This is a genomic window from Pedobacter sp. UYEF25, from assembly GCF_054061655.1.
On record NZ_JBSSEL010000006.1, the window covers coordinates 134,557 to 156,225 of the forward strand.

A 21,669-nucleotide genomic window follows, 5' to 3' on the forward strand; every position below is an offset into this window, starting at 1 on the left:
TAAGAAAATCGGGCGGCATGTACCATCCGATTTATGTTTTAAAGGTAAAATTAGGACATCTATTTAATCTAGAATTTTCTAAAATTTTGAAAGAGCGCAGGATAACTGAATAATCCGATTACGATCAGTATCCAGAAAACGAAAAATAGTGCGCTAAGGGAAAGTCCAATAATTCCGCAGATTTTTCCCGCTTTACTATTATTGTAGGATGCTTCAGTAAATATACCAGGATTCATTTGATATTTCTTTATATCGCCGTTAGACAAAATTACTGCAATTACGCCAAAAATAATTCCGAAAAAACCATAAAAGCAACAAGCAGGAATTGATAATATTCCAAGTATTAAAGACGCCGTAGCATTCGGCAAGTTTTGCTGCCCGCCATAATTACCCCCAAACTGTCCGAAAGCAGGTGGGGCTTGAAAAGGTGGAGGAGTTGGAGGCAAATTAAAATTTGGAGGCCCTTCCAGATGCCCTGGATTGAATTTTTCAGTTTGCTCTTTTGGACTTTCTGATCCACTTTCTTGAGGATTTTCCTGATCGACAGACATAGTTTTTATTAAAGGTTAGTTAGCTGATGGTTGTATATTTTATAAAAATAATTAATTACAACAATGAAAGCAACAAAGCCAAATAAAACTTTAATGGCAACTGCTCCTAATTTGAAATCTAGTTTAATGTGGAAAAAAGCGAAAATGACCAATATTAATAAGGGAATAGTGGCGGGATAAAACTTGAAAGAACTCATAAAATCTCCATTTAGGAGGGCAAAAATGGAGCGTTGCAGTCCACAACCTGGACAATCAATTCCGAAGTTAAGTTTGAACGGGCAATCGAAAAGATGCTGACCTAACCAATTAAATACATTATGATAGAACTTCTGCATCTACGTCTTCTGTGTTTGCTCGATCTGATTTCCATATTTTATATTTTTCAATGTCTTTGATTACTTGTCTGTAGACTAAATTTAATACAAAAATATCATCTGCAAACCCTAAAAAAGGAATGAAATCTGGTATGACATCTATAGGCGAAAGAAAATAGATCAATCCTCCCACAATTGCTATTATGGAACCCAGCGGCACATTTGGATAACTTCCATTCAGATAATCTCTAGATATACCGAACAGCAACTGCATTTTCTCCCAAACCTCATCCAGGCTGCCCTTATTATTTATGGCTTTACCGAAGGCCATTTTTATAGTTTCTTGGGCTTTCTTTTTGTCCTTTAAAATAATCCGGGCTTTATTTTTTGAACCCCCAAAAAGTGCTAAAATTCTCTTAACATTTAATCTCATATTTTTTCTTTCGCAAATTAGCTGCCAAAAGTGTGCTTGATAAAAAACATTAGAAGGTTTTAATCAACGCTAAAATTTCGTCTACATATTTTCTATCATTTGCCAACCTAGGTACTTTATGTTGTCCACCTAATTTATCCTTTGCTTTCAACCAGTTGTAAAAAGTTTCTTTTGGCAAATTATGCACTAGCGGTGGTTTTAATGCCATGTTTTTAAATCTCTTTGCATCATAATCAGAATTTACAGCTCTTAATGTATCGTCCAATTCTTCCACGAAACAGGCTAGATTATTTGGTTGTTTCTCAAATTCGATCAGCCATTCATGACCTCCAACTTCCTCGCCTTTAAAGTAAATCGGACAGGCTGTATAATCTTTTACTTTCGCACCTGTTTTTAAACAAGCCGCAGTCAGCGCCTTTTCAGCATTATCTATAATTACCTCTTCTCCAAAAGCATTTATAAAGTGCTTTGTGCGGCCTGTAATCTTAATACGGTATGGCGAAATTGAGGTGAACTGAACGGTATCTCCTATCATGTACCGCCATAAACCGCCATTTGTAGAAATAACAATGGCGTAATTTTTTCCCATCTCTACTTCACCAAGTAGGAAAGTTTTTGGATTTTCTTCGCAGAAATCCTCCATCGATATGAACTCGTAGAAAATGCCATAATCTAGCATTAACAACAAATCTTCCGAATTCTCTTGATCTTGTAGACCGAAAAATCCCTCCGAAGCATTGTAAGTTTCTAGATAATACATCTCATCATTTGGAATAAGCTGTCGGAATTGTTCCCTATAAGGACCAAAGTTTACCGCACCATGTACATACAGTTCTAAATTAGGCCAAACTTCCATTAAGTTCTTCTTGCCCGTAATCTCTAAAACTTTCTTTGCCAAGACAATGGTCCATGTAGGCACTCCAGAAATACTTGTTACGTTTTCTTTTATGGTTGCCTCGGCCATCTTGTCTAATTTCAGTTCATAATTGTCCATTAGTGCGATAGACATATCAGGCGTACGGTAATATTCTGCCCAGATTGGTAGATTTTTTATCAATACTGCTGATAAATCGCCATAAAAACAATCGTTGTTAAGTTGGTTTACCTGATGACTCCCGCCCAATACCAAACCTTTCCCCGTAAACATTTGATTGTTGGGCCTATTGTTGCAATAAATGGATAGCATATCCTTGCCGCCTTTAAAATGACATTCTTCTAAAGACTCCTGAGAAACAGGAATAAATTTACTTCTATCACTTGTTGTACCAGAAGATTTAGCAAACCAATTAATTTCCGAAGGCCATAAGACATTTTGTTCACCGTTCAACATCCGTTCTATAAATGGCTTCAAGGTATCGTAATTTTGAATTGGGATTCTTTCCTGAAATTGCTGTATGGTTAAAATGGATTTATAGTCGTAAAACTTTCCCCATTCGGTATTTTGTGCGCTCTCTATCAACGCATGGAACCATTCTTCCTGCACATCGTGCGGATATTTCATGAAAAGCTCTATCTGGTGGATACGCTTTTTCATAAACCAGCTAAAAATAGAATTTACAAAGACCATTTTTACTAAGGCAAAAAGGTTTTACGTTTCAGCACAAAATTAGCTCCAAGATAAACCTTGCGCACCAGCTCATTCTCGGCCAAAACCTCGGGAACTCCTTGTTCTAAAATTCTTCCTTCGAACAGTAGGTAAGCCCTATCGGTAATTGACAATGTTTCTTGAACATTATGGTCGGTTATTAAAATACCTATATTTTTATGTTTAAGTTTTGCAACAATGCTTTGTATTTCCTCTACTGCAATGGGATCTACGCCGGCAAATGGCTCATCTAGCAGAATAAAGTTAGGGTTAGCGGCTAGCGCTCTCGCAATTTCTGTCCTTCTTCGTTCGCCGCCCGAGAGTAGATCGCCATTATTTTTTCTTACTTTTTGTAAAGAAAACTCATTGATCAACTCTTCTAACCTATCTTTTTGATCAGCCTTACTTAACGGACCCATTTGCAAGATGGCTAGAATATTGTCTTCTACAGTAAGCTTTCTAAAAACAGAAGCCTCCTGAGCTAAATAGCCTATCCCCATTTGCGCACGGCGGTACATCGCGTCGCTGGTAATGTCTTTGTCGTCTAAAAAAATCTTCCCTTCGTTAGGTCTAACAAGGCCCACAATCATATAAAATGACGTGGTTTTTCCCGCACCATTTGGACCCAAAAGCCCAACGATCTCCCCTTGACTCACTTCGAAAGAAACATCACTCACTACTGTTCTTTGCTTATATTTCTTTATAAGATGCTCAGCTCTTAGTATCATATATTATCCATTCGTCGTTCTGAATTTATTTCAGAATGTACTTTCTAAACGACGGCTTAGCAGACTAATGCGCATCGGATAGTTTGTTTTAATTAAATTTAATACCCTTCAGATTCAACTGCATTCTTTTCTTATCTCTCCACACATTCTCTGTTAATGTGTAACAAATGGAGAAAGGTGTGTTCAGCAATAATTTTTGCTCGTATTCTCCAAGTCCAAAACCAATCGCTTCAAAAATAGTAGAATCTGTCTGTTTTACACTTATTTTTAAATGATTTGCACCTACAACTTGCGGTTGGCGTGCTAACACTACTCCGTCAGTTTTAAAAACTGGCGCCATATTCTGCGGGCCAAAAGGACCCATTTGCGTCATAACCCGATAGAATTTTCCATCGATTTCGTTAAGTTTTACGTCACCGTCAATGGCTATCATTGGGGTTAACAGTTCTTCTGTAATACTCGCTGCTACAATTTCCTCAAACTTATCAGCGAAAGCTTGAATGTTATGGTGCTGCATGGTTAGCCCAGCGGCAAATTTGTGACCACCGTATTGATCTAATAAATCTGCGCAACGACTTAATGCCTCATATAAATCAAATCCTGCTACAGATCGACAAGATCCAGCCACTTGATTGTTTGATTTGGTAAGCACTATAGTTGGTCTATAATAAGTTTCTGTAAGTCTAGATGCTACAATTCCGATAACGCCTTTATGCCAACTTTCGTTATAAACAACCGTTGTTTTTTTATTTACCAGCACTTCATCCTGGCCGATTAAAGATAGAGCTTCGCGTGTAATTTCTTGATCGAAACCTTTACGTTCTGTATTTTTGATATTGATGTCTAGACTTTTTTGAAGTGCATCAACATCTCCTTCGCAAAGCAACATAGCAACGGCGTGTTTTGCATGATCTATTCGCCCTGCGGCATTTATCCTAGGAGCAAGCATAAAAACAACATCGGTGATAGAATATTCATCCGTTTTGCCAGAAACTTCCATCAAAGCTTTTAAGCCATCGCATGGAGATGTATTTAATTTTTTTAAGCCATGATAAGCTAAAATGCGATTCTCTTCTACAATAGGTACAATATCTGCGCCGATGCTCACCATGACCATGTCCAAATATTGCAAAAAACTTTCGTCTGGTAGATGGTGCTTTTGAGCGTAAGCTTGCGTAAGTTTAAAACCGATGCCGCATCCTGCCAATTCTTTAAAAGGATAATTACAATCACTTCGCTTCGGATCTAACACTGCAATTGCTTTCGGCAGTTCATCGCCAGGCAAGTGGTGGTCGCAAATGATAAAATCTACACCCAAACTGTTGGCATAATCTATTTTATCTACCGATTTAATTCCACAATCTAACGCAATAATAAGCGAAAAGCCGTTTTCTTTTGCGTAGTCGATACCTTGTGTAGAAATACCATATCCTTCTGCATACCTATCGGGAATGTAGTACTCGATGGTTTCTGTAAATTTTGCGAAAAAAGAATAAACCAAGGCGACAGATGTTGTTCCATCAACATCATAATCTCCGTAAACAAGGATTTTCTGTTGATTGTCCAAGGCCTGTTCAATTCTTGCAATAGCCAAATCCATATCCTTCATTAAAAAAGGATTATGAAGGTGAGCAAGATTTGGTCTGAAAAAGTCTTTCGCTTCGGAAAAACTACAGATGTTGCGTTGGATTAAAATTTTTGCAAGCACTAAACTGATGTTCAATTCAGCTGCTAAAGCATCTGCCGAATCTTCATTACATTTTGTTGCAAGCACCCACCTTTTTTCCATTACCTTTGTTTACAAACCGTAAATATACATTTTAATTAAACAGAAATAAATTGCAAGTCCACACTTTATATGAAGGTACTTACTCTGTAGATGTAAGTAAAAAATTTATCCCTTTTGACCCAACTATTCATCATTTTAAAGATCGGCCGGCTTCACTATTTATTAATATTCAACCATTCTTAGTCGAAATAAACGATGATTTAATTTTAATGGATACCGGCCTTGGCTTTATTGATGATCAAGAAGAATTAATATTACACAAAAACATAAGAAACGCCGGATTTGACCCTAGTGATGTGACGAAAGTGCTGATGTCTCATTTACATTACGACCATTCTGGTGGCATGGTTCATAAAGTGAATAACAATATGGAGTTAAGTTTTCCAGATGCTACCTATTATATTAATCGAGGTGAGTGGGAAGCGGCATTTTCTGACACTTCTAGTTCTTATCATACTAATATTTTTGATTTTTTGCAACGGAATGCTCAGCTAGATTTCATAGAAGGAGACGGACAAATTACAGATTCAATTTCTTACGAATTTACAGGTGCACATACGCCAAACCATCAGGTTTTTTTATTGAATGATGAAAATGAAAAGGCATTTTTCGGTGGTGACGTATTGCCCGAGCCTGAAGAACTCGTTAAAAATTTTATTGCCAAATACGACTTCGATGGTCGAAAGGCAATGGAGTTGAGGAAAGAATTTGGCAAACGTGCTGCTGAAGAAAACTGGAATTGTTTATTTTATCATGGCAAAAGTGCAGCTACAGGCTTTGTGAATTTAGTAGATGGAGGTTTTAAAGTGAGCAGCTAATCTAATTCTGAAGCCACATCATCTAAAAATTTAGCTCTATGTATAAGGTTCTATATTTCTTTTATTAACTAGGTGAAGCTTCTTAAGAAATTTCCAAAGTTAGCTTTTTGAGAAATTCAATACTCGGTATGTGTGCTACGAGGTTTACCTTCTAAAAATTATTTGCAGTCCTTGAATCCTTCGCTAATGCTCCGAAGTTTTACTACTAAGTCTTGAATTGATTTTGGTGCATTTCCGAATTCAAAAGTCTTCTTATAAGTTTTGCCATTCATAGTTATGGATATCCATTTCGGCACCTCCATCAGCACAATCGGGACATTCCGTGGTCTCGGATAAACTTTTTATATTATTTACTTTTATTAGCGAATACAATTCTCTTTTTTCTTGCTCTGTCAATACCGCTTTGCATACTTTTGGTGGGAGTATCTTGTCGTTCGATATTTGTGTGAACAATAACATTGATTGCTCAACTTTGAGCGTCTTGTTGCAGTAGCCTACGCAAAAACCAAAAGATGTTCCATAAGACAAAGAAAAAGTCTCATCGCTAGACAAATCTTTCTTGCAGCCAGAAAAGACAACTATGATTAGTGCTAAGAGGGTGAAAATTCTTTTCATCGGATGTTTAAATAACAATCAAAGATAGATGTTTTTTTGAAAGACCACAGTTTGTTTTAGAGAAACTTACGTTGCCTTCATATCTATGTGATCTAAAAATAAATCTATTTATACCGCAGCCAAGATTTTGGCATTCTCTGTCAGAAAAAAATTAAAACAAAAGAGGTCTGCTTTTCAGCAGACCTCTAAAAAATTTAGGTAATAATAGAAACTACTTACTCGCTACTAATTTCACACCTATTTCAAACATATCATCTATAGCTTTATCGCCAATGTTGTCGAAAAAAGATTTAGAACCATATCTAACGTCATATTTTGTTCTGTCGACCAATATCTTTCCTGCCAAAGCAGAAACAGATCCATTTCCATTGATAGATACCGTCGCTGGAAATACTACCGGTCTCGTTTTCCCTTTAATAGTTAAATCACCAGCTACTGTCACCTCGCTACCAGAACCAGAAACCTTGGTAATTACGAAAGTCGAAGTTGGAAATTTTTGAGTACTGAAAAAATCTTCAGAATTTAAGTGACCCTCTAATTTTTTGCTTCCCCCTTCATCTTTAATGGTACTCATGTCCATCGTAAATCTTCCTCCAACCAACTTATTACCATTTAAAATTAGGTTGCCAGATTTTAAGACAATTGTTCCATTATGTGAACCTGCAATTTTCCTACCAATCCAGGTAACTGAAGATTTTGAGGCATCAACCTTATAATCTACTGGTTCGGCCTTAAATGTGAATGCAGAAAGCATCAACGTTATCAGTGCCGAAAAAACAATACTTGTTTTAAATTTCATAAAAACTTATTTTTTTAAAGGGATATACGGGTTATTCTGATAAAAATATTTTCTAAATACCGATTAAACTTTTACCGGCTCCATCTCTTCTAAATAAGCTTCCATCGGCGGGCATGAACAAATTAAGGATCTATCTCCCTGACTATCGTTAACGCGACCAACTGACGGCCAAAATTTCCGTTCTTTTACATATTTTAATGGAAATGCTGCTGCTTGACGTGAATAATCATGATTCCATTCATTCGCTGTAATTACCGCAGCGGTATGCGGCGCATTTTTAAGTGGATTGTCTAATCTATCAAAAGAACCATCTTCAACTGCAGCAATTTCATGTTTTATAGAAATCATGGCGTCACAAAAACGATCCATTTCATCTTTTGGCTCAGACTCTGTTGGTTCTACCATCATTGTGCCAGCTACCGGAAAAGAAACTGTTGGTGCATGAAAACCATAATCCATTAACCGCTTTGCAATATCCGTAACCTCTATTCCGAATGCTTTGAAAGAGCGACAATCTAAAATCATCTCGTGTGCGCAACGTCCGTTGGCGCCAGAATACAATACAGGGTAATGTTCTTCCAACCTCGCTTTGATATAATTAGCGTTTAATATAGCAACTTTAGTTGCATCTGTTAATCCCTTGCTTCCCATCATTGCGATGTAAGCGTGAGAGATTATCAGAATGGAAGCTGAACCCCAAGGTGCAGAAGATACCGCAGAAATAGACTTTTCGTTTGCTATGTCTACAACAACATGGCCTGGTAAAAATGGAACAAGATGTGCAGCCACACCAATTGGACCCATACCTGGTCCACCTCCGCCGTGCGGAATACAAAAAGTTTTGTGCAAGTTTAAATGGCAAACATCTGCGCCGATATTCGCAGGACTAGTTAAACCAACCTGAGCATTCATGTTTGCACCATCCATGTAAACCTGGCCACCGTTTTGGTGAATAGTCTCACAGATTTCTACAATACTTTCCTCAAATACACCATGTGTAGATGGATAAGTAACCATTAAGCAAGCTAAGTTTTCTTTGTATAGAACAGCCTTAGCCTTTAAGTCATCTACATCAATATTTCCATTTTCTAAAGATTTTACAACTACAATCTTCATCTCTGCCATTGCAGCAGAAGCAGGGTTTGTGCCGTGAGCTGAAGCAGGAATTAACGCAACGTTTCTATGGAAATCTCCTCTATCGTGATGGTATGCGCGGATAACCATTAAGCCGGTATATTCCCCTTGAGCTCCAGAATTTGGCTGTAAACTCATAGACGCAAATCCAGTAATCTCACTTAGCCATTCGTTTAACTCATTAAAGACAGAGTAATAGCCAAGAACTTGATCAGAAGGTGCAAAGGGGTGAATCTTCCCAAAATGAGACCAGGTTACCGGAATCATTTCTGCCGTTGCATTTAATTTCATGGTACAACTTCCCAATGGAATCATAGATTGGCAAAGAGAAAGATCTTTGGCTTCTAAAGATTTTATATATCTGAGCATTTCGTGCTCAGAGTGATGGGAGTTGAATATAGGATGTTCTAGAAAGGTAGATGTACGCTGTAAATTTTCTGGAATAACGGTTTCTACCTCTTCAACGACAACTACTTCATTAACTGCAATGGCACTAACTTTTGCAAATATTTTGGCTAAAGTCTTTACATCTGCAAAAGTACTCGTCTCATCGAAAGAGATGGTTACCACACTGCCCTCATAGTTAAGGTTTATCTCATTATCCAAACAAGCGGCGTGAACCGATCCTACTAAATCTCCCAAATCAAATCGAATCGTATCAAAATACGAAGTATTCAATTGTTCAAAGCCTAAACTATTTAAAGTCTCTGCAAGACTAATTGCCAAACCGTGAGTTCGGGTGGCAATTTTCTTTAACCCTTCTGGACCATGATAAGCAGCATAAAAACTTGCCATTATCGCCAGTAAAGCCTGCGCGGTACAAATGTTAGAAGTCGCCTTATCTCTACGGATATGCTGCTCGCGAGTTTGCAAAGCCATGCGCAGTGCGTAATTATTCGCTGCATCTATGGTAACTCCGATAATTCTTCCCGGAAGGTTACGCTTATAATCTGCTTTAGTAGCGAAGAAAGCCGCGTGCGGGCCTCCAAAACCCATTGGAACACCGAATCTTTGCGTGTTTCCAACAACAACATCCGCTCCCCATTCTCCTGGAGGCGTAAGTAGCGTTAAGCTTAAAATATCAGCTGCAACGGTTAATTTAATATTTTTATCATGTAAAGTACTTGCAAATTCTTTGTAATCGAATACTTCTCCGTTTCCGGCAGGGTATTGAACAATCGCTCCAAAAAACTCGTCAGTAGGTTCAAAAGTTTGATGATCGCCGACAATCAATTCCATTCCATAAGGATTGGCACGGGTTTTTAACACGTCCAACGTTTGAGGAAACACGGAAGCAGATACAAAGTATTTCTTTGCAGAAACATTTTTACGGAGCGTATATTGCATAAACATAGCTTCTGCTGCGGCTGTTGCCTCATCTAAAAGTGAAGCGTTGGCAATTTCCATTCCCGTTAAATCTATAACCATGGTTTGAAAATTTAGTAACGCTTGCAACCTACCTTGTGCAATTTCTGCTTGATACGGTGTGTATTGTGTGTACCAACCTGGGTTTTCGAAAACGTTCCGCAGAATTACACCCGGAGTAATGGTATCATAATAACCCTGCCCAATAAAGCTTTTAAATACTTTATTTAAGAGAGACGTTTGCTTTAAGGTAGTTAAATATTCAATTTCTGATTTAGCAGCAGGAAGATTTAGTGGCTTTTTAAGTTTGATGTTTGCCGGTACAGTTTCATCAATCAATTGGTCAATGGAATTTACACCAATAACAGCTAACATCGCTTCTGCGTCTGCTTCATTTGGTGCAATATGCCTGGTTTGAAACTCTTCTTGGTAGTGAATATCTAAGCCCATAAAATATGATATATTGTTTTGGGCGAAGTTAGGAAAAGCAGCCTAACTCTTTGACATAAAACTGTAGATTTGTTTAGACAAAAGAGCAAGGAACAAAGAGCAAAGACTGGGTGGCAAACACTACATCGACTAAAAAGCTATCCGCCTAAATCTTAAACAGACCTAACAACTAACCTTCTAAACTCTAACCCCTAACCTCCAAGCCTACTTCTGCACCTTCCAGCCTTCACTTTTATCAAACTTTAATTTGTAAGATTTAGTAATAAAATTACTGTTTTCAAACTTACCCTCATCAAAAGCAGCGAAATCAGTATTTTCTTTTTTAAGTGAAACAGTTACTTTAGCCGTATTGGAATTTACCATAGAAAAATCTACTGGTTTTCCATCTGCCAAAACATAATTGACTGTTTTAACTGTGGCTTTGTCGTCGCTTTGTTTTAAAACTAAAGGACTCGCTAAATCTGTTAATTTAATTTGATATACAAAACTACTGTCTTTAGATAGAAATTTCTTTTTTGCCGATAACATGCTTATGGTAACAAATCCTTTCTTGGCTAATGCTTTATATTTTAAAAGACTTAACATCTCTGATTCACTATTGAACTTTATCTCACCGAAATCAAATTTAGTGGTTTGATACTCAGGATTGGCCGCTAGATATTCTGTAATTACTTTCCCAGCTTCCTCTTTATTAATGGAAGTTTTTGGGGCACATCCGGCGAAGCCGATAACAAGAACGAATAATAAAGCGGTACCAAGGTTTTTCATTTTATAGCTATTGATTGTATCAAATCTAAACAAAATAATAGAGCAACTTTAGCACTCTAAAATTTTTCTAACTTTTGCTTTCTATGTAGCAATTGCTTTAAATTAGAAACAGCAATTGCAGAGAGTATAACCGCAACCCCAAACCAGCGGACAGCGGAGACTTCCTCATTTAAAAAGAGGGCAGAGAGCAATACGGCTACAGGCAGTTCTGCAGCGCTTAAAATAGAACTGAGCGCCAAGCCGGTTTTAGGTACTCCGATTGCGAAACAAAGTGGCGGGATAACGGTACCAAAAAATGCGATGATTAATCCCCACTTGAGTAAGCTGCCGGTTAAGGCACCATCAATTAAGAACATTGGTGGAAAAATAATGAAGATAAAAAGGCATCCACCCGTAACCATTAACGCTGCCTTTTTAATAGGCCGATAATCTATTCCCAACCTACCATTTAGCATCATAAAGCCTGCGTAAAATAGGGCTGCGAATAGGCCATACCCAATCCCATACATATTTAGTGTTTGCAAGGTTGTAGAGAAAACGCCACTTGCCAAGGCAGTTCCACCCAAAATTAGCACCATCGACAAGGCTTGAAAATTGGAAATCTTCTTTTTAAAAATAAAATATTCTAATAAAATACCTATCCAGATAAACTGCATTAACAGAATAATAGCAATAGAATTGGGAACTAGTTTAACACTTTGATAATAGCAAACACTTACCAAGCCGGCACAGATACCGGCCAACATTAATTTATATGGCGGGGTTTTCTCCGCGTAGCCATGCGGCTTTTTTGTTAATGCTGTACGTACAAAAAACAACAACCATAAGCCGACAGCGCCAAAAAAAGCTTGTGCACCAGTTACATCGCCTAAGGTATAACCGTCTCGATAAGCAAATTTTACAAAAGTGGAAAGTACGCCATAACTGCAAGCGCCGAGAAAAACAAGGATAATACCTTTTAACATGAATTTGTTTAGGGGTTAGGGTTTAGTTGATTAGAGGCTAGATGATCAGTTCGCTAGAGGTTAGATGATCGGTAGTGATTTAGTTTGGTTGCAAAGGACGTCCTTTCTTTGCTCCTTGATCTTTCATCCAGTTGCGTCTCAAATCTAATGTTTCACATCTCACTTTTTAACTCCGCCAAATACTTTTGTATCGTTTGTTCCAGGCCTATGTAAAGCGCATCGCTAATGAGCGCATGACCAATCGAAACCTCTAAAAGTCCGGGAATACTTTGTGCAAAATATTTAAGATTATGCAAATCCAAATCGTGCCCCGCATTTATACCTAAACCTAATGCATTTGCTTTGTGGGCGGCAGCAATGTAATTTAAGATACTCTTTTCCCTATCTGCGTTATAATTGTGTGCAAAAGCTTCGGTATAAAGTTCAATTCTATCGGTACCAGTATCGGCGGCAGCTGCAACCATATCTACCACAGGATCTACAAAAATAGAAACCCTAATCCCTTCTTGCTGAAAAACAGAAACAATTTCTTTTAGATATTTTGCATGTTTAACGGTATCCCAACCATGATTGGAGGTGAGCTGGCCTTCTACATCTGGAACTAAAGTAACCTGAGCGGGCTTATTCGCCAACACCAAATCAACAAATTTATTTTCTTTACAATTTCCCTCAATATTAAACTCGGTGGCAATAACCGCTTTCAAATCGTAAACATCTTGATAGCGAATGTGGCGCTCATCTGGTCTTGGGTGCACGGTAATCCCTTCGGCACCAAATTTCTCGCAATCTAATGCCACCTGGACTAAATTCGGATTGTCGCCACCCCTACTATTTCTGAGCGTTGCAATTTTATTTATGTTAACCGATAATTTTGTCATGGGCCAAAGATAACAGTAATTTAAGAAAGTTTGATGAACTGAATTGGCCTGGATAGGGCTTTTCACGTCTTAAAATAGATTGATTTTTATTACCAATATAGTTTAGTTAGAATTAAGATCTTAGTTTATTTGGGCGCTTTTACACGTTCTCTACTTAATCTTTTTTAGGGCTAAAAAGCCAAAAAAAAATATTATTCTGCCACTTTTGCATAAACTAGTTACCCAAAATCTTTGCAATTAAGCAGAGACCATTTAACTTGCAACTTAAATTTTTAAAAACATCATGCAGCCAGAAGAAAAAAGATTGTACCTCATACTCATCTTTCTTTTGGCCGCTTTTGGAATTCCTGCACTTTTTATCAATATTATAGAACCAGATGGGGCGCTTTTTGCAAGTATCTCTAAATCTATGGTGCTCAATAACGATTGGCTAAACCTTTACAGCAGAGGCGCCGACTGGTTAGATAAACCGCACTTACCTTTTTGGCTTGCAGCTGCTTCTTTCAAAATTTTCGGCATCAATAGTTTTGCATATAAACTTCCGTCATACCTTATTGGACTGTTAACTGCTGTTTTGCTATTCAAATTCGCCAAAAATCTATATACTGAAAAGATTGCCTACATCTCTGCAATAATTTTTTTAAGTGCTCTTCATGTCATTGTTTCCACCTTCGACGTACGTGCAGAGATTTACATTACTGGCTTTGCATTCGGAGCGATTTATTTTTTTGAGCGTGCGTGTCGAAGGGATCGCATTAGTTGGGTTTTAGTTTTGGGTGCACTTTTTACAGCTTGCGCCATAATGGTAAAAGGTATTTTTGTGCTAATTACAGTTTTAGGTGGCTTTGTTATCTATTGGCTGGTAACCAAACAGTATCAAGAGTTTTTAAAACTCAAATGGTATTTTGCGCTTCTGCTAATCTTTGTATTTATAACACCAGAATTATACGCTCTTTATAATCAGTTCGACAAAAATCCCGATGTTTTTGCTCAAGGACAGCGAGGCGTTTCTGGTTTAAAATTCTTTTTTTGGGATAGTCAGTTCGGGCGATTCTTTAACACAGGTCCGGTTAGAGGGAAAGGTGATCCTTCTTTCTTTCTACACACTACGCTTTGGGCATTTCTACCTTGGGCGGTATTGCTATACTTAGCTGTTTTTAATCTCCTGAAGAAAAAAGAACGTTCTAAGATTCCTAAAGAAACCATTATTCTTTGGGCGAGTGCCGGAATTACTTTCTTAGTTTTTTCTGTTTCAAAGTTTCAGTTACCTCACTATATATTACTTTTATTTCCCCACTTCGCCATCATTACGGCAATCTATATTTCCGATAAGGAGGGTAAATCTTTAAAATCTTTAGCTATAACCCAGTCTGTTATTGTAATCTTAATTACTATTGCACTGTTGTTACTCACAATCTTTTTTGGATTTGATCAACCGGTGTTAATCGGCTTACTACTACTCGGGTTTTTAGCTGGCTCATTTCTTATCTTTACAGAATTAACGTTTAAGGCCTTAATTGGCAGAAGTGTCGCCATTTCCTTAAGCCTAATGGTGTTCCTATATTTCTTCTTTTATCCAGCGCTTCTAAAATATCAATCAGGAAGCGAAGCAGGACAATGGTTAACAGCAAATCTTCCAAAAGCAAAGCCTGCAGTCTACATGTACAATGATGCGTTTTCTTTCGATTTTTATGCAAAGGGAGATGTCAAATATTATTACACGTTAGCGGATTTACAAAGAAGTGAAGTTGAGAACTTAGTTTTGTATATTCCAGAAGCTCAAATGCCAAACTTAAAAAAAGCATACAACGTGAAAATTCTTAAAGCTTTTGATTACTTTCACACCACCAAGCTAACTTTAAAGTTTTTAAATGCAGCATCTCGAGCAGCTACTTTAGAGCGATTTTATTTGGTTACGTTAAATTAGCTATGGAAATTTTCTTTAGGATCATCAAATTTGGACTCACCGGTTTTCTCGGTATGGCAATCGACTTTGGTGCTACCTGGCTTTTTAAAGAAAAGATCAGAATTAACAAGTACATCGCAAACGCAATTGGTTTTAGTCTGGCAGTAACCAACAACTATTTTATAAATAGAATCTGGACCTTTGAGAGTACCAACCCACATTTGGGCACAGAGTTTACGAAATTCGTATTTGTAAGTTTGGTCGGTCTTGGGCTGAACACATTTATTATTTACCTATTCCACCAACGTAAAGATGGAATAAACTTTTATTTAGCTAAGTTTTTCGCAATCGTGATTGTTTTTATCTGGAATTTTCTGGCAAATTGGCTGTTTACTTTCAGGTAACATTTTTGCCAACGTAATAAAAAATGATCAGCCAAATAATCCCCTTAATTAAAAAAAAAAGAAACCCGATCAAGCCAATCCGCTTAAACCAAATTTTAAAATCTTCTCTATTGATGGGCATGATGTTTTAAATATATTGGATTTAATTGGATTTCAAAACTAACAACCTCGTGAAAAAACTCCGATCCTAGTTTTCAAAAGGATAGCACTGAATTTTTAAACACCTGTTAAACTTCTAGCCCAGTAAAAATCAACGCGCAGTTTTTAACTTTCCCTTAAATATTAATGCGTTTGTTTAAAGTAGAAAATCATTCAAATGGACTAAAGACAAAAAAAAACGGAGTATTTTTTCCTATTTCAAAATTCTTTTAAAAGATTTAGGCCTGGTAATCGATCGGTTAAAGAGTACAATTAATTTTCCAAATCTTGTAATGCCAAGAGTGCTTTACCACGCAGATTTCTTACAAATTTTTCTTGGAGCATTTTAAGTTTCGGTGTGATGTAATTTTTGCAAAAAGGTTTTTCAATGTTGTTCCAATAATAATTTAAGTATTCCGGAACATTTTGCTCGAATGATTTTAAAGGCAATATTTTTGTAATTATTGGTTTGCTAAAGTCGGTTTGAAGCCTTTTTAAAATACCCTCGCAAATTCTTTTTTGTTCTTCTGTGAAAAAATAAATCGCAGAGCGATATTTTGCTCGAAATTGATGTGCGCTTGTACAGCTATGGCTATGTAGATGAATAGAGATAATTTCCTCCAAAGAGATTTCTGCTGCATCGAAGTCGAGCAGAATCGCTTCTGAGATTTTTTGGTGAGGTTCTTCGGAAGTGATCCAACCCTGTTTTACGTTGCCAACTCCAACAAGCGATTGAAAAATCCCCTCGGTACACCAATGGCAACTTCCACCCAGACCCGAAGTTTGTATATTTTCGCTCATTTTTAGAAAGGGATAAGGGATTACTTTTACCACAAAGCTCACAAACATGTTCGCAAAGTTCCTGGAGGAATTGGTATTAATTTTAATTTTAGTACCTCTGTTGCCTATCCTCTTTAACCATTACGGTTAGTTAATGTAAAGTTAACCTTTAAAAATCATTTGATGATATCCGTGAGCTGCCCTAAACCTTAGGTTTAATTTCAATCTCGGTTTCACCAAAGCATTCGTTACTTTGAACAATAAACCCGGTGGTAGCGAGCACGAGACCTCTTTTTGGGCGAAGTAAAGCGGACGACGGGGCTGCAATTGCCGAAGAATTACCGAACAGCTCGTTTTCAAATAATTATAGAGCAACAAAAAAAGAGATGCGCTTTACACACATCTCTCCTTAAATATTAAACTTCGGACTTCCACACTTCGGACTTCCGACTTATTTTAGTAACGGTATTCGTCTGATTTAAAAGGACCATCTACGGTAACGCCGATGTAATCTGCTTGATGCTGATCTAAAACTTCTAACTCAACACCAATTTTTTCCAGATGTAAACGGGCAACTTTTTCGTCGAGTATCTTTGGCAACACATAAACCTTATTTTCGTAGGTGTCGGTATTTTGCCACAATTCTAACTGCGCCAATACTTGGTTGGTGAATGAGTTGCTCATTACAAAACTCGGGTGACCGGTAGCGCAACCTAAGTTAACCAATCTACCTTCTGCAAGTACAATTACGTCTTTTCCATCTATGGTATATTTATCCACCTGAGGCTTGATTTCTATCTTTGTATTGCCGTAATTTTTGTTTAACCAAGCCATATCTATTTCATTATCGAAGTGGCCGATGTTGCAAATAATGGCTTTATCTTTAATCGCACGGAAATGTTTTTCGCGAACAATGTCTCGATTTCCGGTAGTGGTAACTACGATGTCTGCTTCTTTTATCGCGGTGTCTAATCGTTTAACTTCATAACCTTCCATAGCGGCTTGTAGCGCGCAAATTGGATCGATTTCCGTTACAATTACACGAACCCCTTGAGAGCTTAACGACTCTGCAGACCCTTTTCCAACATCGCCATAGCCACAAACAACAGCAATTTTACCTGCCATCATTACATCTGTAGCTCTACGAATGGCGTCTACCAAAGATTCACGACAACCATATTTGTTATCAAATTTAGATTTTGTCACTGAGTCATTCACGTTTATTGCAGGTAAATGCAACGTGCCATTTTTCATGCGTTCGTACAAACGGTGTACACCTGTAGTGGTTTCTTCTGACAAACCTTTAATCGCCGAAATAAGCTCTGGATATTTATCAAAAACCATGTTGGTTAAATCACCTCCATCATCTAGAATTAAATTTAACGGTTTTTGATCTTCACCAAAATGTAGCGTTTGCTCGATACACCAATCAAAATCTTCCTCTGATAAGCCTTTCCAAGCATATACTTGAATTCCTGCAGCCGCAATTGCAGCGGCAGCATGATCTTGTGTGGAAAAAATATTACAAGAAGACCAAGTCACTTCGGCGCCAAGGGCTACTAAAGTTTCAATCAACACGGCGGTTTGGATGGTCATGTGCAGACAACCTGCAATACGTGCACCTTTTAATGGCTGCGATGGGCCGAACTCCTCACGTAAACTCATTAAACCTGGCATTTCTGCTTCGGCCAATCCAATTTCTTTCCGACCCCAATCGGCCAAGGTAATGTCCTTAACTTTGTAAGGAAGGTATTCTGTCTCTACTGATGACATAGTTTTTTGTTTTATTTTGTTTGTGATGAATCAGTTAATTGTCAATAGCAAAGCACTTTCTACTATTTAAATTTCTTTTTCTGTTGAACACAAAAGTAGGGATTTTGTTGTAAATTTTATTGAGTTTGGCTCGAAGGATGATAGAGTTGAAAAAATTAGACAATTTGATTACTTTTAAAATTATAGTCACTTCCGGTACGACCAAGTACGTTTAATCAAATCTGAAAGAATTTTGATCAACTGTAGCGTTTCTAGCTATTTGTTCGTTTTAGGATAAACCTATTTGACTAACAACTATGAAGACCAAACAACTCAGGATTGGTGGATTGCTATTGTTGCTTTCCATATCTATTTTTGCTTGTAAGAAAGATGAAATCTCGTCTGAACCCCAAAATGCACTTTCTGGCGCTTGGGCGGAGGTGCCCCCAAACGACAGTAGTAGAAGAATATTTTTTGGAACTCAAGGAAATTTCGAAATGGAGTTGCGAGATTCTTCCAAAGCATATTGGAGCAGGGCTGTAATTGGGAAGTACAAAATCTCAAATGATTCGCTAAAAGTTAACATTACTAGTGAGGTAGAAAAGTCTGCTGATGGCAAAGTTACCAAGACAACCACAACAAGCTACGTGATATTTGATAAGGGTAGATTCTCGATAGAAAATGATCTGTTAACCATCCAATGCGTAACCTACCCAGCAGATGGACCAGTTCCAACTACCTTTAAATATAACAGGATAATTGCAATTGATTAAGTATGTCGAATCTTTCTAGAATTAGATTTTTCCTTAACATCCATAGATGTACTATTAAAAAAACTAAAGTAAAGTTTCGATAAAAAACTACAGGCTAAAATTTCCTCACTCACACAAACAGCCTGTAGTTGTTATTTTGAAAACACTTTCTTTTTACGAGAATTAATTTCTAAATTGGTGATAACCTAAACTTAGTTAGATTATGAAAACCGTAAAACAACTTTTCGACACAAAGAAAGCAGCTATTTATTCTGTTACTGAACAAACTTCGGTATATGATTCTTTACGGCTCATGACTGAAAAAAACATTTCTGCCTTGCTGATTATGGATGGTGATAAACTTTTAGGAATTTTTACGGAGAGAGATTACGCCAGAAAAATTGTTTTGCAAGGAAAATCATCTAAAGAAACGATGATTAGTGAAGTGATGACTGCTGACCCGTTTGGCGTAAGCTTAAGCGATTCGATAGACAAATGTATGTCGATGATGACCGAGAAGCACATTAGGCATTTACCGATTGTCGAAAATGGCGAAGTGAAAGGAATGGTTTCAATCGGAGACGTGGTAAAGTACATTATCGCAGATCAGAAAGAGACGATTAGCCATTTGGAAGGGTATATTAATGGATAATGGCAGTTACGAGTTGCGGGTTATGAGTTGCAAGTCTAGATGGCAAGAATCTTTCCTTTAACTTAAGAGTCGTTTAGTTGTAAAGCTGTTTAAGGATTGGCCGAAATCCAATAGCCACTTAGTCCTTAATCTTTGCTCCTTATTCCTTACTCCTCTTAACGCACCTTTCCGAATCAATTCCCTACTTTTGCCGTATGGCAAAATTTTCGATAAACCTCGCTACGGGTTCGTTGCAAAAACAAGAGATTATTGTGGGTATAGATTTGGGTACGACCAATAGCCTGGTCGCTTTTATCAATCCAGACGGAAATCCACAGGTAATTAATGATACAGGTAAAGGAATTCTAGTTCCTTCTGTTGTTCATTTCGACGAGAATGATGCAGCTACAGTTGGCACAAAAGCTGCAGATTTTTTGTTAACCGATCCTCATAACACGATATTCTCCGTCAAGCGGTTGTTGGGCAGATCTTATAAAGACGTAGCCGAACATGCAGCGATTTTTTCCTACAAAATTATAGATGACGACAGTGACGCGCTTGTTAAAATCCAAGCGGGTGATAAGTTTTATACGCCAATAGAATTATCGGCAGAAATTTTAAAAGAGTTGAAAACGAGCGCAGAACATGCGCTCAAAACGCCAGTCAACCGTGCGGTGATTACCGTTCCCGCTTATTTTAATGATAGTCAGCGGCAAGCTACCAGAGACGCTGGGAAACTCGCAGGTTTAGAGGTAATGCGAATTGTGAACGAACCAACCGCAGCAAGTTTGGCCTATGGAATTGGTTTAGATCCATCAAAACAAAAAACAGTTGTTGTATACGACTTAGGTGGTGGAACTTTTGATGTTTCGATTTTGCAGATTCAAAACGGCATTTTTGAAGTATTGGCAACCAATGGAAACACGTATTTAGGTGGTGATGATTTCGACAGAGCGATTTTAAATTATTGGATAGAAAAGAATAAACTTGATTTGGGCACCATAGCAAAGGATGCAGTACTCATGCAATCTTTACGCCTTAAAGCCGAAAAAGCAAAAAAAGCGTTGAGTTCTCAAAACTTATTTAATGAGCAAATTGGCGAAATTTGGTGCACGTTAGATCAAAAGACTTTCGAATGCATAATTGCAGAAAAAGTTGAAGAAACCATAACGTCTTGTAAAAACGCGTTAAAAGATGCGGAGCTGACTATTGATGACATCGATGAAATTATTTTAGTTGGAGGATCGACGCGCACAAAATATGTAAAAGAAAAAGTTGAAAGCTTCTTTGGTAAAACCCCGAAAGACAATATAAATCCAGATGAAGTTGTCGCATTAGGCGCGGCAATTCAGGCAGATATTTTAGCCGGAAATCGATCTGACATTCTATTGTTAGATGTAACTCCTCTTTCTTTGGGTATTGAGACGATGGGTGGATTGATGGATGTAATTATCACTAGAAATAGCAAAGTACCAACGAAAGCTGGGCGACAATACACCACGTCTGTCGACGGACAAATTAATATGAAAATCGCTATTTTTCAGGGAGAGCGAGATCTGGTAAAGGAAAACAGGAAACTTGCAGAATTCGAGTTAAAGGGAATTCCGGCAATGCCTGCAGGCTTGCCGAAAGTAGCTATTAATTTTCTGCTAAATGCAGACGGGATATTAACGGTAAATGCGGTAGAGTTAAGATCGGGTGTAAAGCAAGAAATAGAAATTACACCAAGTTATGGTCTGAGCGACGATGCTGTCGAAAAAATGTTGCTCGACAGTATCGAGCATGCTAAAAGCGATGTAGAAGCACGTATGATTATAGAAGCGAAAACAGCTGCCGAACAACTGGTTTATACGGCAGAACGATTTATCAGCAAGCATGCTGATTTCTTAGATGAAAATGAAATCAGCAATACCAGAACGCATATAGAAGCATTGAAGACTGCAATTTTAACGTCGGATAAGGACATTATCTTAAGTAAAACCGAGGAGTTGAACGAATTTACTCGTCTGTTTGCCGAACGAGTAATGAATAAGGCAGTTTCTGGCGCAATGAACGGAAAAAGCGTTAACTAGACTGCGCCGTTGACGCCGAACTAAGCCGGCACTGTTTGTGAA

19 protein-coding genes and 1 pseudogene are annotated in these 21,669 nt (G+C 37.7%); 6 read left to right on the plus strand and 14 right to left on the minus strand.

Annotated features, from left to right (window positions below):
* Nucleotides 1-68: 68 nt before the first annotated feature.
* From ACVWYG_RS08010 to recJ, 6 genes and pseudogenes are all read right to left on the minus strand, one after another.
* Entirely contained in the window at nt 69-551 is a 483-nt protein-coding gene (locus tag ACVWYG_RS08010) for a CCC motif membrane protein (RefSeq protein ID WP_457269661.1), read from the minus strand.
* 197 nt (nt 552-748) lie between these two features.
* Nucleotides 749-886: pseudogene (locus ACVWYG_RS08015) on the minus strand (DUF2752 domain-containing protein); the annotation flags it as partial.
* Complete coding sequence (locus ACVWYG_RS08020) at nt 867-1,298, minus strand: YkvA family protein (protein WP_457269662.1); 432 nt, start codon at nt 1,296-1,298, stop codon at nt 867-869. The gene ACVWYG_RS08020 and the pseudogene ACVWYG_RS08015, both read right to left, overlap by 20 nt.
* A gap of 49 nt (nt 1,299-1,347) precedes the next feature.
* Nucleotides 1,348-2,865, minus strand: coding sequence for a GH3 auxin-responsive promoter family protein (locus tag ACVWYG_RS08025; RefSeq protein WP_457269663.1), 1,518 nt, complete (start codon nt 2,863-2,865; stop codon nt 1,348-1,350).
* A gap of 5 nt (nt 2,866-2,870) precedes the next feature.
* Nucleotides 2,871-3,611, minus strand: a complete 741-nt coding sequence (gene lptB / locus ACVWYG_RS08030) for an LPS export ABC transporter ATP-binding protein (RefSeq protein WP_457269664.1) — start codon at nt 3,609-3,611, stop codon at nt 2,871-2,873.
* Between the two features lie 88 nt (nt 3,612-3,699).
* Nucleotides 3,700-5,400, minus strand: coding sequence for a single-stranded-DNA-specific exonuclease RecJ (gene recJ, locus ACVWYG_RS08035; protein WP_457269665.1), 1,701 nt, complete (start codon nt 5,398-5,400; stop codon nt 3,700-3,702).
* Between the two features lie 50 nt (nt 5,401-5,450).
* Between recJ and ACVWYG_RS08040 the strand changes: the two genes are divergently transcribed.
* Complete coding sequence (locus ACVWYG_RS08040) at nt 5,451-6,218, plus strand: MBL fold metallo-hydrolase (protein WP_457269666.1); 768 nt, start codon at nt 5,451-5,453, stop codon at nt 6,216-6,218.
* A 252-nt stretch (nt 6,219-6,470) separates the two neighbouring features.
* Here ACVWYG_RS08040 and ACVWYG_RS08045 read toward each other — a convergent pair whose 3' ends face one another.
* The 6 genes from ACVWYG_RS08045 to ACVWYG_RS08070 all read right to left on the minus strand — a co-directional run bounded on the left by ACVWYG_RS08045 (nt 6,471) and on the right by ACVWYG_RS08070 (nt 13,192).
* Nucleotides 6,471-6,833 carry a hypothetical protein gene (locus ACVWYG_RS08045; RefSeq protein ID WP_457269667.1) on the minus strand — a complete coding sequence of 121 codons (363 nt, stop codon included), beginning with the start codon at nt 6,831-6,833 and terminating at the stop codon, nt 6,471-6,473.
* A gap of 211 nt (nt 6,834-7,044) precedes the next feature.
* Complete coding sequence (locus tag ACVWYG_RS08050; protein ID WP_457269668.1) at nt 7,045-7,632, minus strand: YceI family protein; 588 nt, start codon at nt 7,630-7,632, stop codon at nt 7,045-7,047.
* Nucleotides 7,633-7,695: 63 nt separating this feature from the next.
* Nucleotides 7,696-10,581, minus strand: a complete 2,886-nt coding sequence (gene gcvP / locus ACVWYG_RS08055) for an aminomethyl-transferring glycine dehydrogenase (protein ID WP_457269669.1) — start codon at nt 10,579-10,581, stop codon at nt 7,696-7,698.
* Nucleotides 10,582-10,785: 204 nt separating this feature from the next.
* The gene (locus tag ACVWYG_RS08060; RefSeq protein ID WP_457269670.1) at nt 10,786-11,349 is read right to left on the minus strand and encodes a hypothetical protein; all 564 of its coding nucleotides are present in this window, start codon (nt 11,347-11,349) and stop codon (nt 10,786-10,788) included.
* A gap of 56 nt (nt 11,350-11,405) precedes the next feature.
* Entirely contained in the window at nt 11,406-12,314 is a 909-nt protein-coding gene (locus tag ACVWYG_RS08065; RefSeq protein WP_457269671.1) for an EamA family transporter, read from the minus strand.
* Nucleotides 12,315-12,466: 152 nt separating this feature from the next.
* A complete protein-coding gene (locus tag ACVWYG_RS08070; RefSeq protein ID WP_457269672.1) occupies nt 12,467-13,192 on the minus strand; it encodes a pyridoxine 5'-phosphate synthase in 726 nt (241 codons plus the stop codon).
* 283 nt (nt 13,193-13,475) lie between these two features.
* On the opposite strand from ACVWYG_RS08070, the gene ACVWYG_RS08075 reads away from it, so the two are divergent.
* Together ACVWYG_RS08075 and ACVWYG_RS08080 are read left to right on the plus strand one after the other, a co-directional pair.
* Nucleotides 13,476-15,119 carry an ArnT family glycosyltransferase gene (locus ACVWYG_RS08075; RefSeq protein WP_457269673.1) on the plus strand — a complete coding sequence of 548 codons (1,644 nt, stop codon included), beginning with the start codon at nt 13,476-13,478 and terminating at the stop codon, nt 15,117-15,119.
* Between the two features lie 2 nt (nt 15,120-15,121).
* The gene (locus ACVWYG_RS08080; protein WP_457269674.1) at nt 15,122-15,502 is read left to right on the plus strand and encodes a GtrA family protein; all 381 of its coding nucleotides are present in this window, start codon (nt 15,122-15,124) and stop codon (nt 15,500-15,502) included.
* A 411-nt stretch (nt 15,503-15,913) separates the two neighbouring features.
* Here ACVWYG_RS08080 and ACVWYG_RS08085 read toward each other — a convergent pair whose 3' ends face one another.
* Nucleotides 15,914-16,441, minus strand: coding sequence for a peptide-methionine (S)-S-oxide reductase (locus ACVWYG_RS08085; RefSeq protein WP_457269675.1), 528 nt, complete (start codon nt 16,439-16,441; stop codon nt 15,914-15,916).
* Between the two features lie 435 nt (nt 16,442-16,876).
* Nucleotides 16,877-18,193 carry an adenosylhomocysteinase gene (ahcY, locus tag ACVWYG_RS08090; RefSeq protein ID WP_457269676.1) on the minus strand — a complete coding sequence of 439 codons (1,317 nt, stop codon included), beginning with the start codon at nt 18,191-18,193 and terminating at the stop codon, nt 16,877-16,879.
* A 296-nt stretch (nt 18,194-18,489) separates the two neighbouring features.
* On the opposite strand from ahcY, the gene ACVWYG_RS08095 reads away from it, so the two are divergent.
* The 3 genes from ACVWYG_RS08095 to hscA all read left to right on the plus strand — a co-directional run bounded on the left by ACVWYG_RS08095 (nt 18,490) and on the right by hscA (nt 21,627).
* On the plus strand, nt 18,490-18,945 hold the full coding sequence (locus ACVWYG_RS08095; protein WP_457269677.1) for a hypothetical protein: 456 nt from the start codon (nt 18,490-18,492) through the stop codon (nt 18,943-18,945).
* Between the two features lie 202 nt (nt 18,946-19,147).
* Nucleotides 19,148-19,576, plus strand: coding sequence for a CBS domain-containing protein (locus ACVWYG_RS08100; RefSeq protein WP_457269678.1), 429 nt, complete (start codon nt 19,148-19,150; stop codon nt 19,574-19,576).
* A 194-nt stretch (nt 19,577-19,770) separates the two neighbouring features.
* Nucleotides 19,771-21,627, plus strand: coding sequence for a Fe-S protein assembly chaperone HscA (gene hscA / locus ACVWYG_RS08105; RefSeq protein WP_457269679.1), 1,857 nt, complete (start codon nt 19,771-19,773; stop codon nt 21,625-21,627).
* Nucleotides 21,628-21,669 lie beyond the last annotated feature (42 nt).

Bases quoted from the DNA above. Each gene is read 5' to 3' on its own strand.
- ACVWYG_RS08010 (WP_457269661.1), bottom strand. From the start codon at position 551: ATGTCTGTCGATCAGGAAAATCCTCAAGAAAGTGGATCAGAAAGTCCA.
- ACVWYG_RS08020 (WP_457269662.1), bottom strand. From the start codon at position 1,298: ATGAGATTAAATGTTAAGAGAATTTTAGCACTTTTTGGGGGTTCAAAA.
- ACVWYG_RS08025 (WP_457269663.1), bottom strand. From the start codon at position 2,865: ATGGTCTTTGTAAATTCTATTTTTAGCTGGTTTATGAAAAAGCGTATC.
- lptB (WP_457269664.1), bottom strand. From the start codon at position 3,611: ATGATACTAAGAGCTGAGCATCTTATAAAGAAATATAAGCAAAGAACA.
- recJ (WP_457269665.1), bottom strand. From the start codon at position 5,400: ATGGAAAAAAGGTGGGTGCTTGCAACAAAATGTAATGAAGATTCGGCA.
- ACVWYG_RS08045 (WP_457269667.1), bottom strand. From the start codon at position 6,833: ATGAAAAGAATTTTCACCCTCTTAGCACTAATCATAGTTGTCTTTTCT.
- ACVWYG_RS08050 (WP_457269668.1), bottom strand. From the start codon at position 7,632: ATGAAATTTAAAACAAGTATTGTTTTTTCGGCACTGATAACGTTGATG.
- gcvP (WP_457269669.1), bottom strand. From the start codon at position 10,581: ATGGGCTTAGATATTCACTACCAAGAAGAGTTTCAAACCAGGCATATT.
- ACVWYG_RS08060 (WP_457269670.1), bottom strand. From the start codon at position 11,349: ATGAAAAACCTTGGTACCGCTTTATTATTCGTTCTTGTTATCGGCTTC.
- ACVWYG_RS08065 (WP_457269671.1), bottom strand. From the start codon at position 12,314: ATGTTAAAAGGTATTATCCTTGTTTTTCTCGGCGCTTGCAGTTATGGC.
- ACVWYG_RS08070 (WP_457269672.1), bottom strand. From the start codon at position 13,192: ATGACAAAATTATCGGTTAACATAAATAAAATTGCAACGCTCAGAAAT.
- ACVWYG_RS08075 (WP_457269673.1), top strand. From the start codon at position 13,476: ATGCAGCCAGAAGAAAAAAGATTGTACCTCATACTCATCTTTCTTTTG.
- ACVWYG_RS08080 (WP_457269674.1), top strand. From the start codon at position 15,122: ATGGAAATTTTCTTTAGGATCATCAAATTTGGACTCACCGGTTTTCTC.
- ACVWYG_RS08085 (WP_457269675.1), bottom strand. From the start codon at position 16,441: ATGAGCGAAAATATACAAACTTCGGGTCTGGGTGGAAGTTGCCATTGG.
- ahcY (WP_457269676.1), bottom strand. From the start codon at position 18,193: ATGTCATCAGTAGAGACAGAATACCTTCCTTACAAAGTTAAGGACATT.
- ACVWYG_RS08095 (WP_457269677.1), top strand. From the start codon at position 18,490: ATGAAGACCAAACAACTCAGGATTGGTGGATTGCTATTGTTGCTTTCC.
- ACVWYG_RS08100 (WP_457269678.1), top strand. From the start codon at position 19,148: ATGAAAACCGTAAAACAACTTTTCGACACAAAGAAAGCAGCTATTTAT.
- hscA (WP_457269679.1), top strand. From the start codon at position 19,771: ATGGCAAAATTTTCGATAAACCTCGCTACGGGTTCGTTGCAAAAACAA.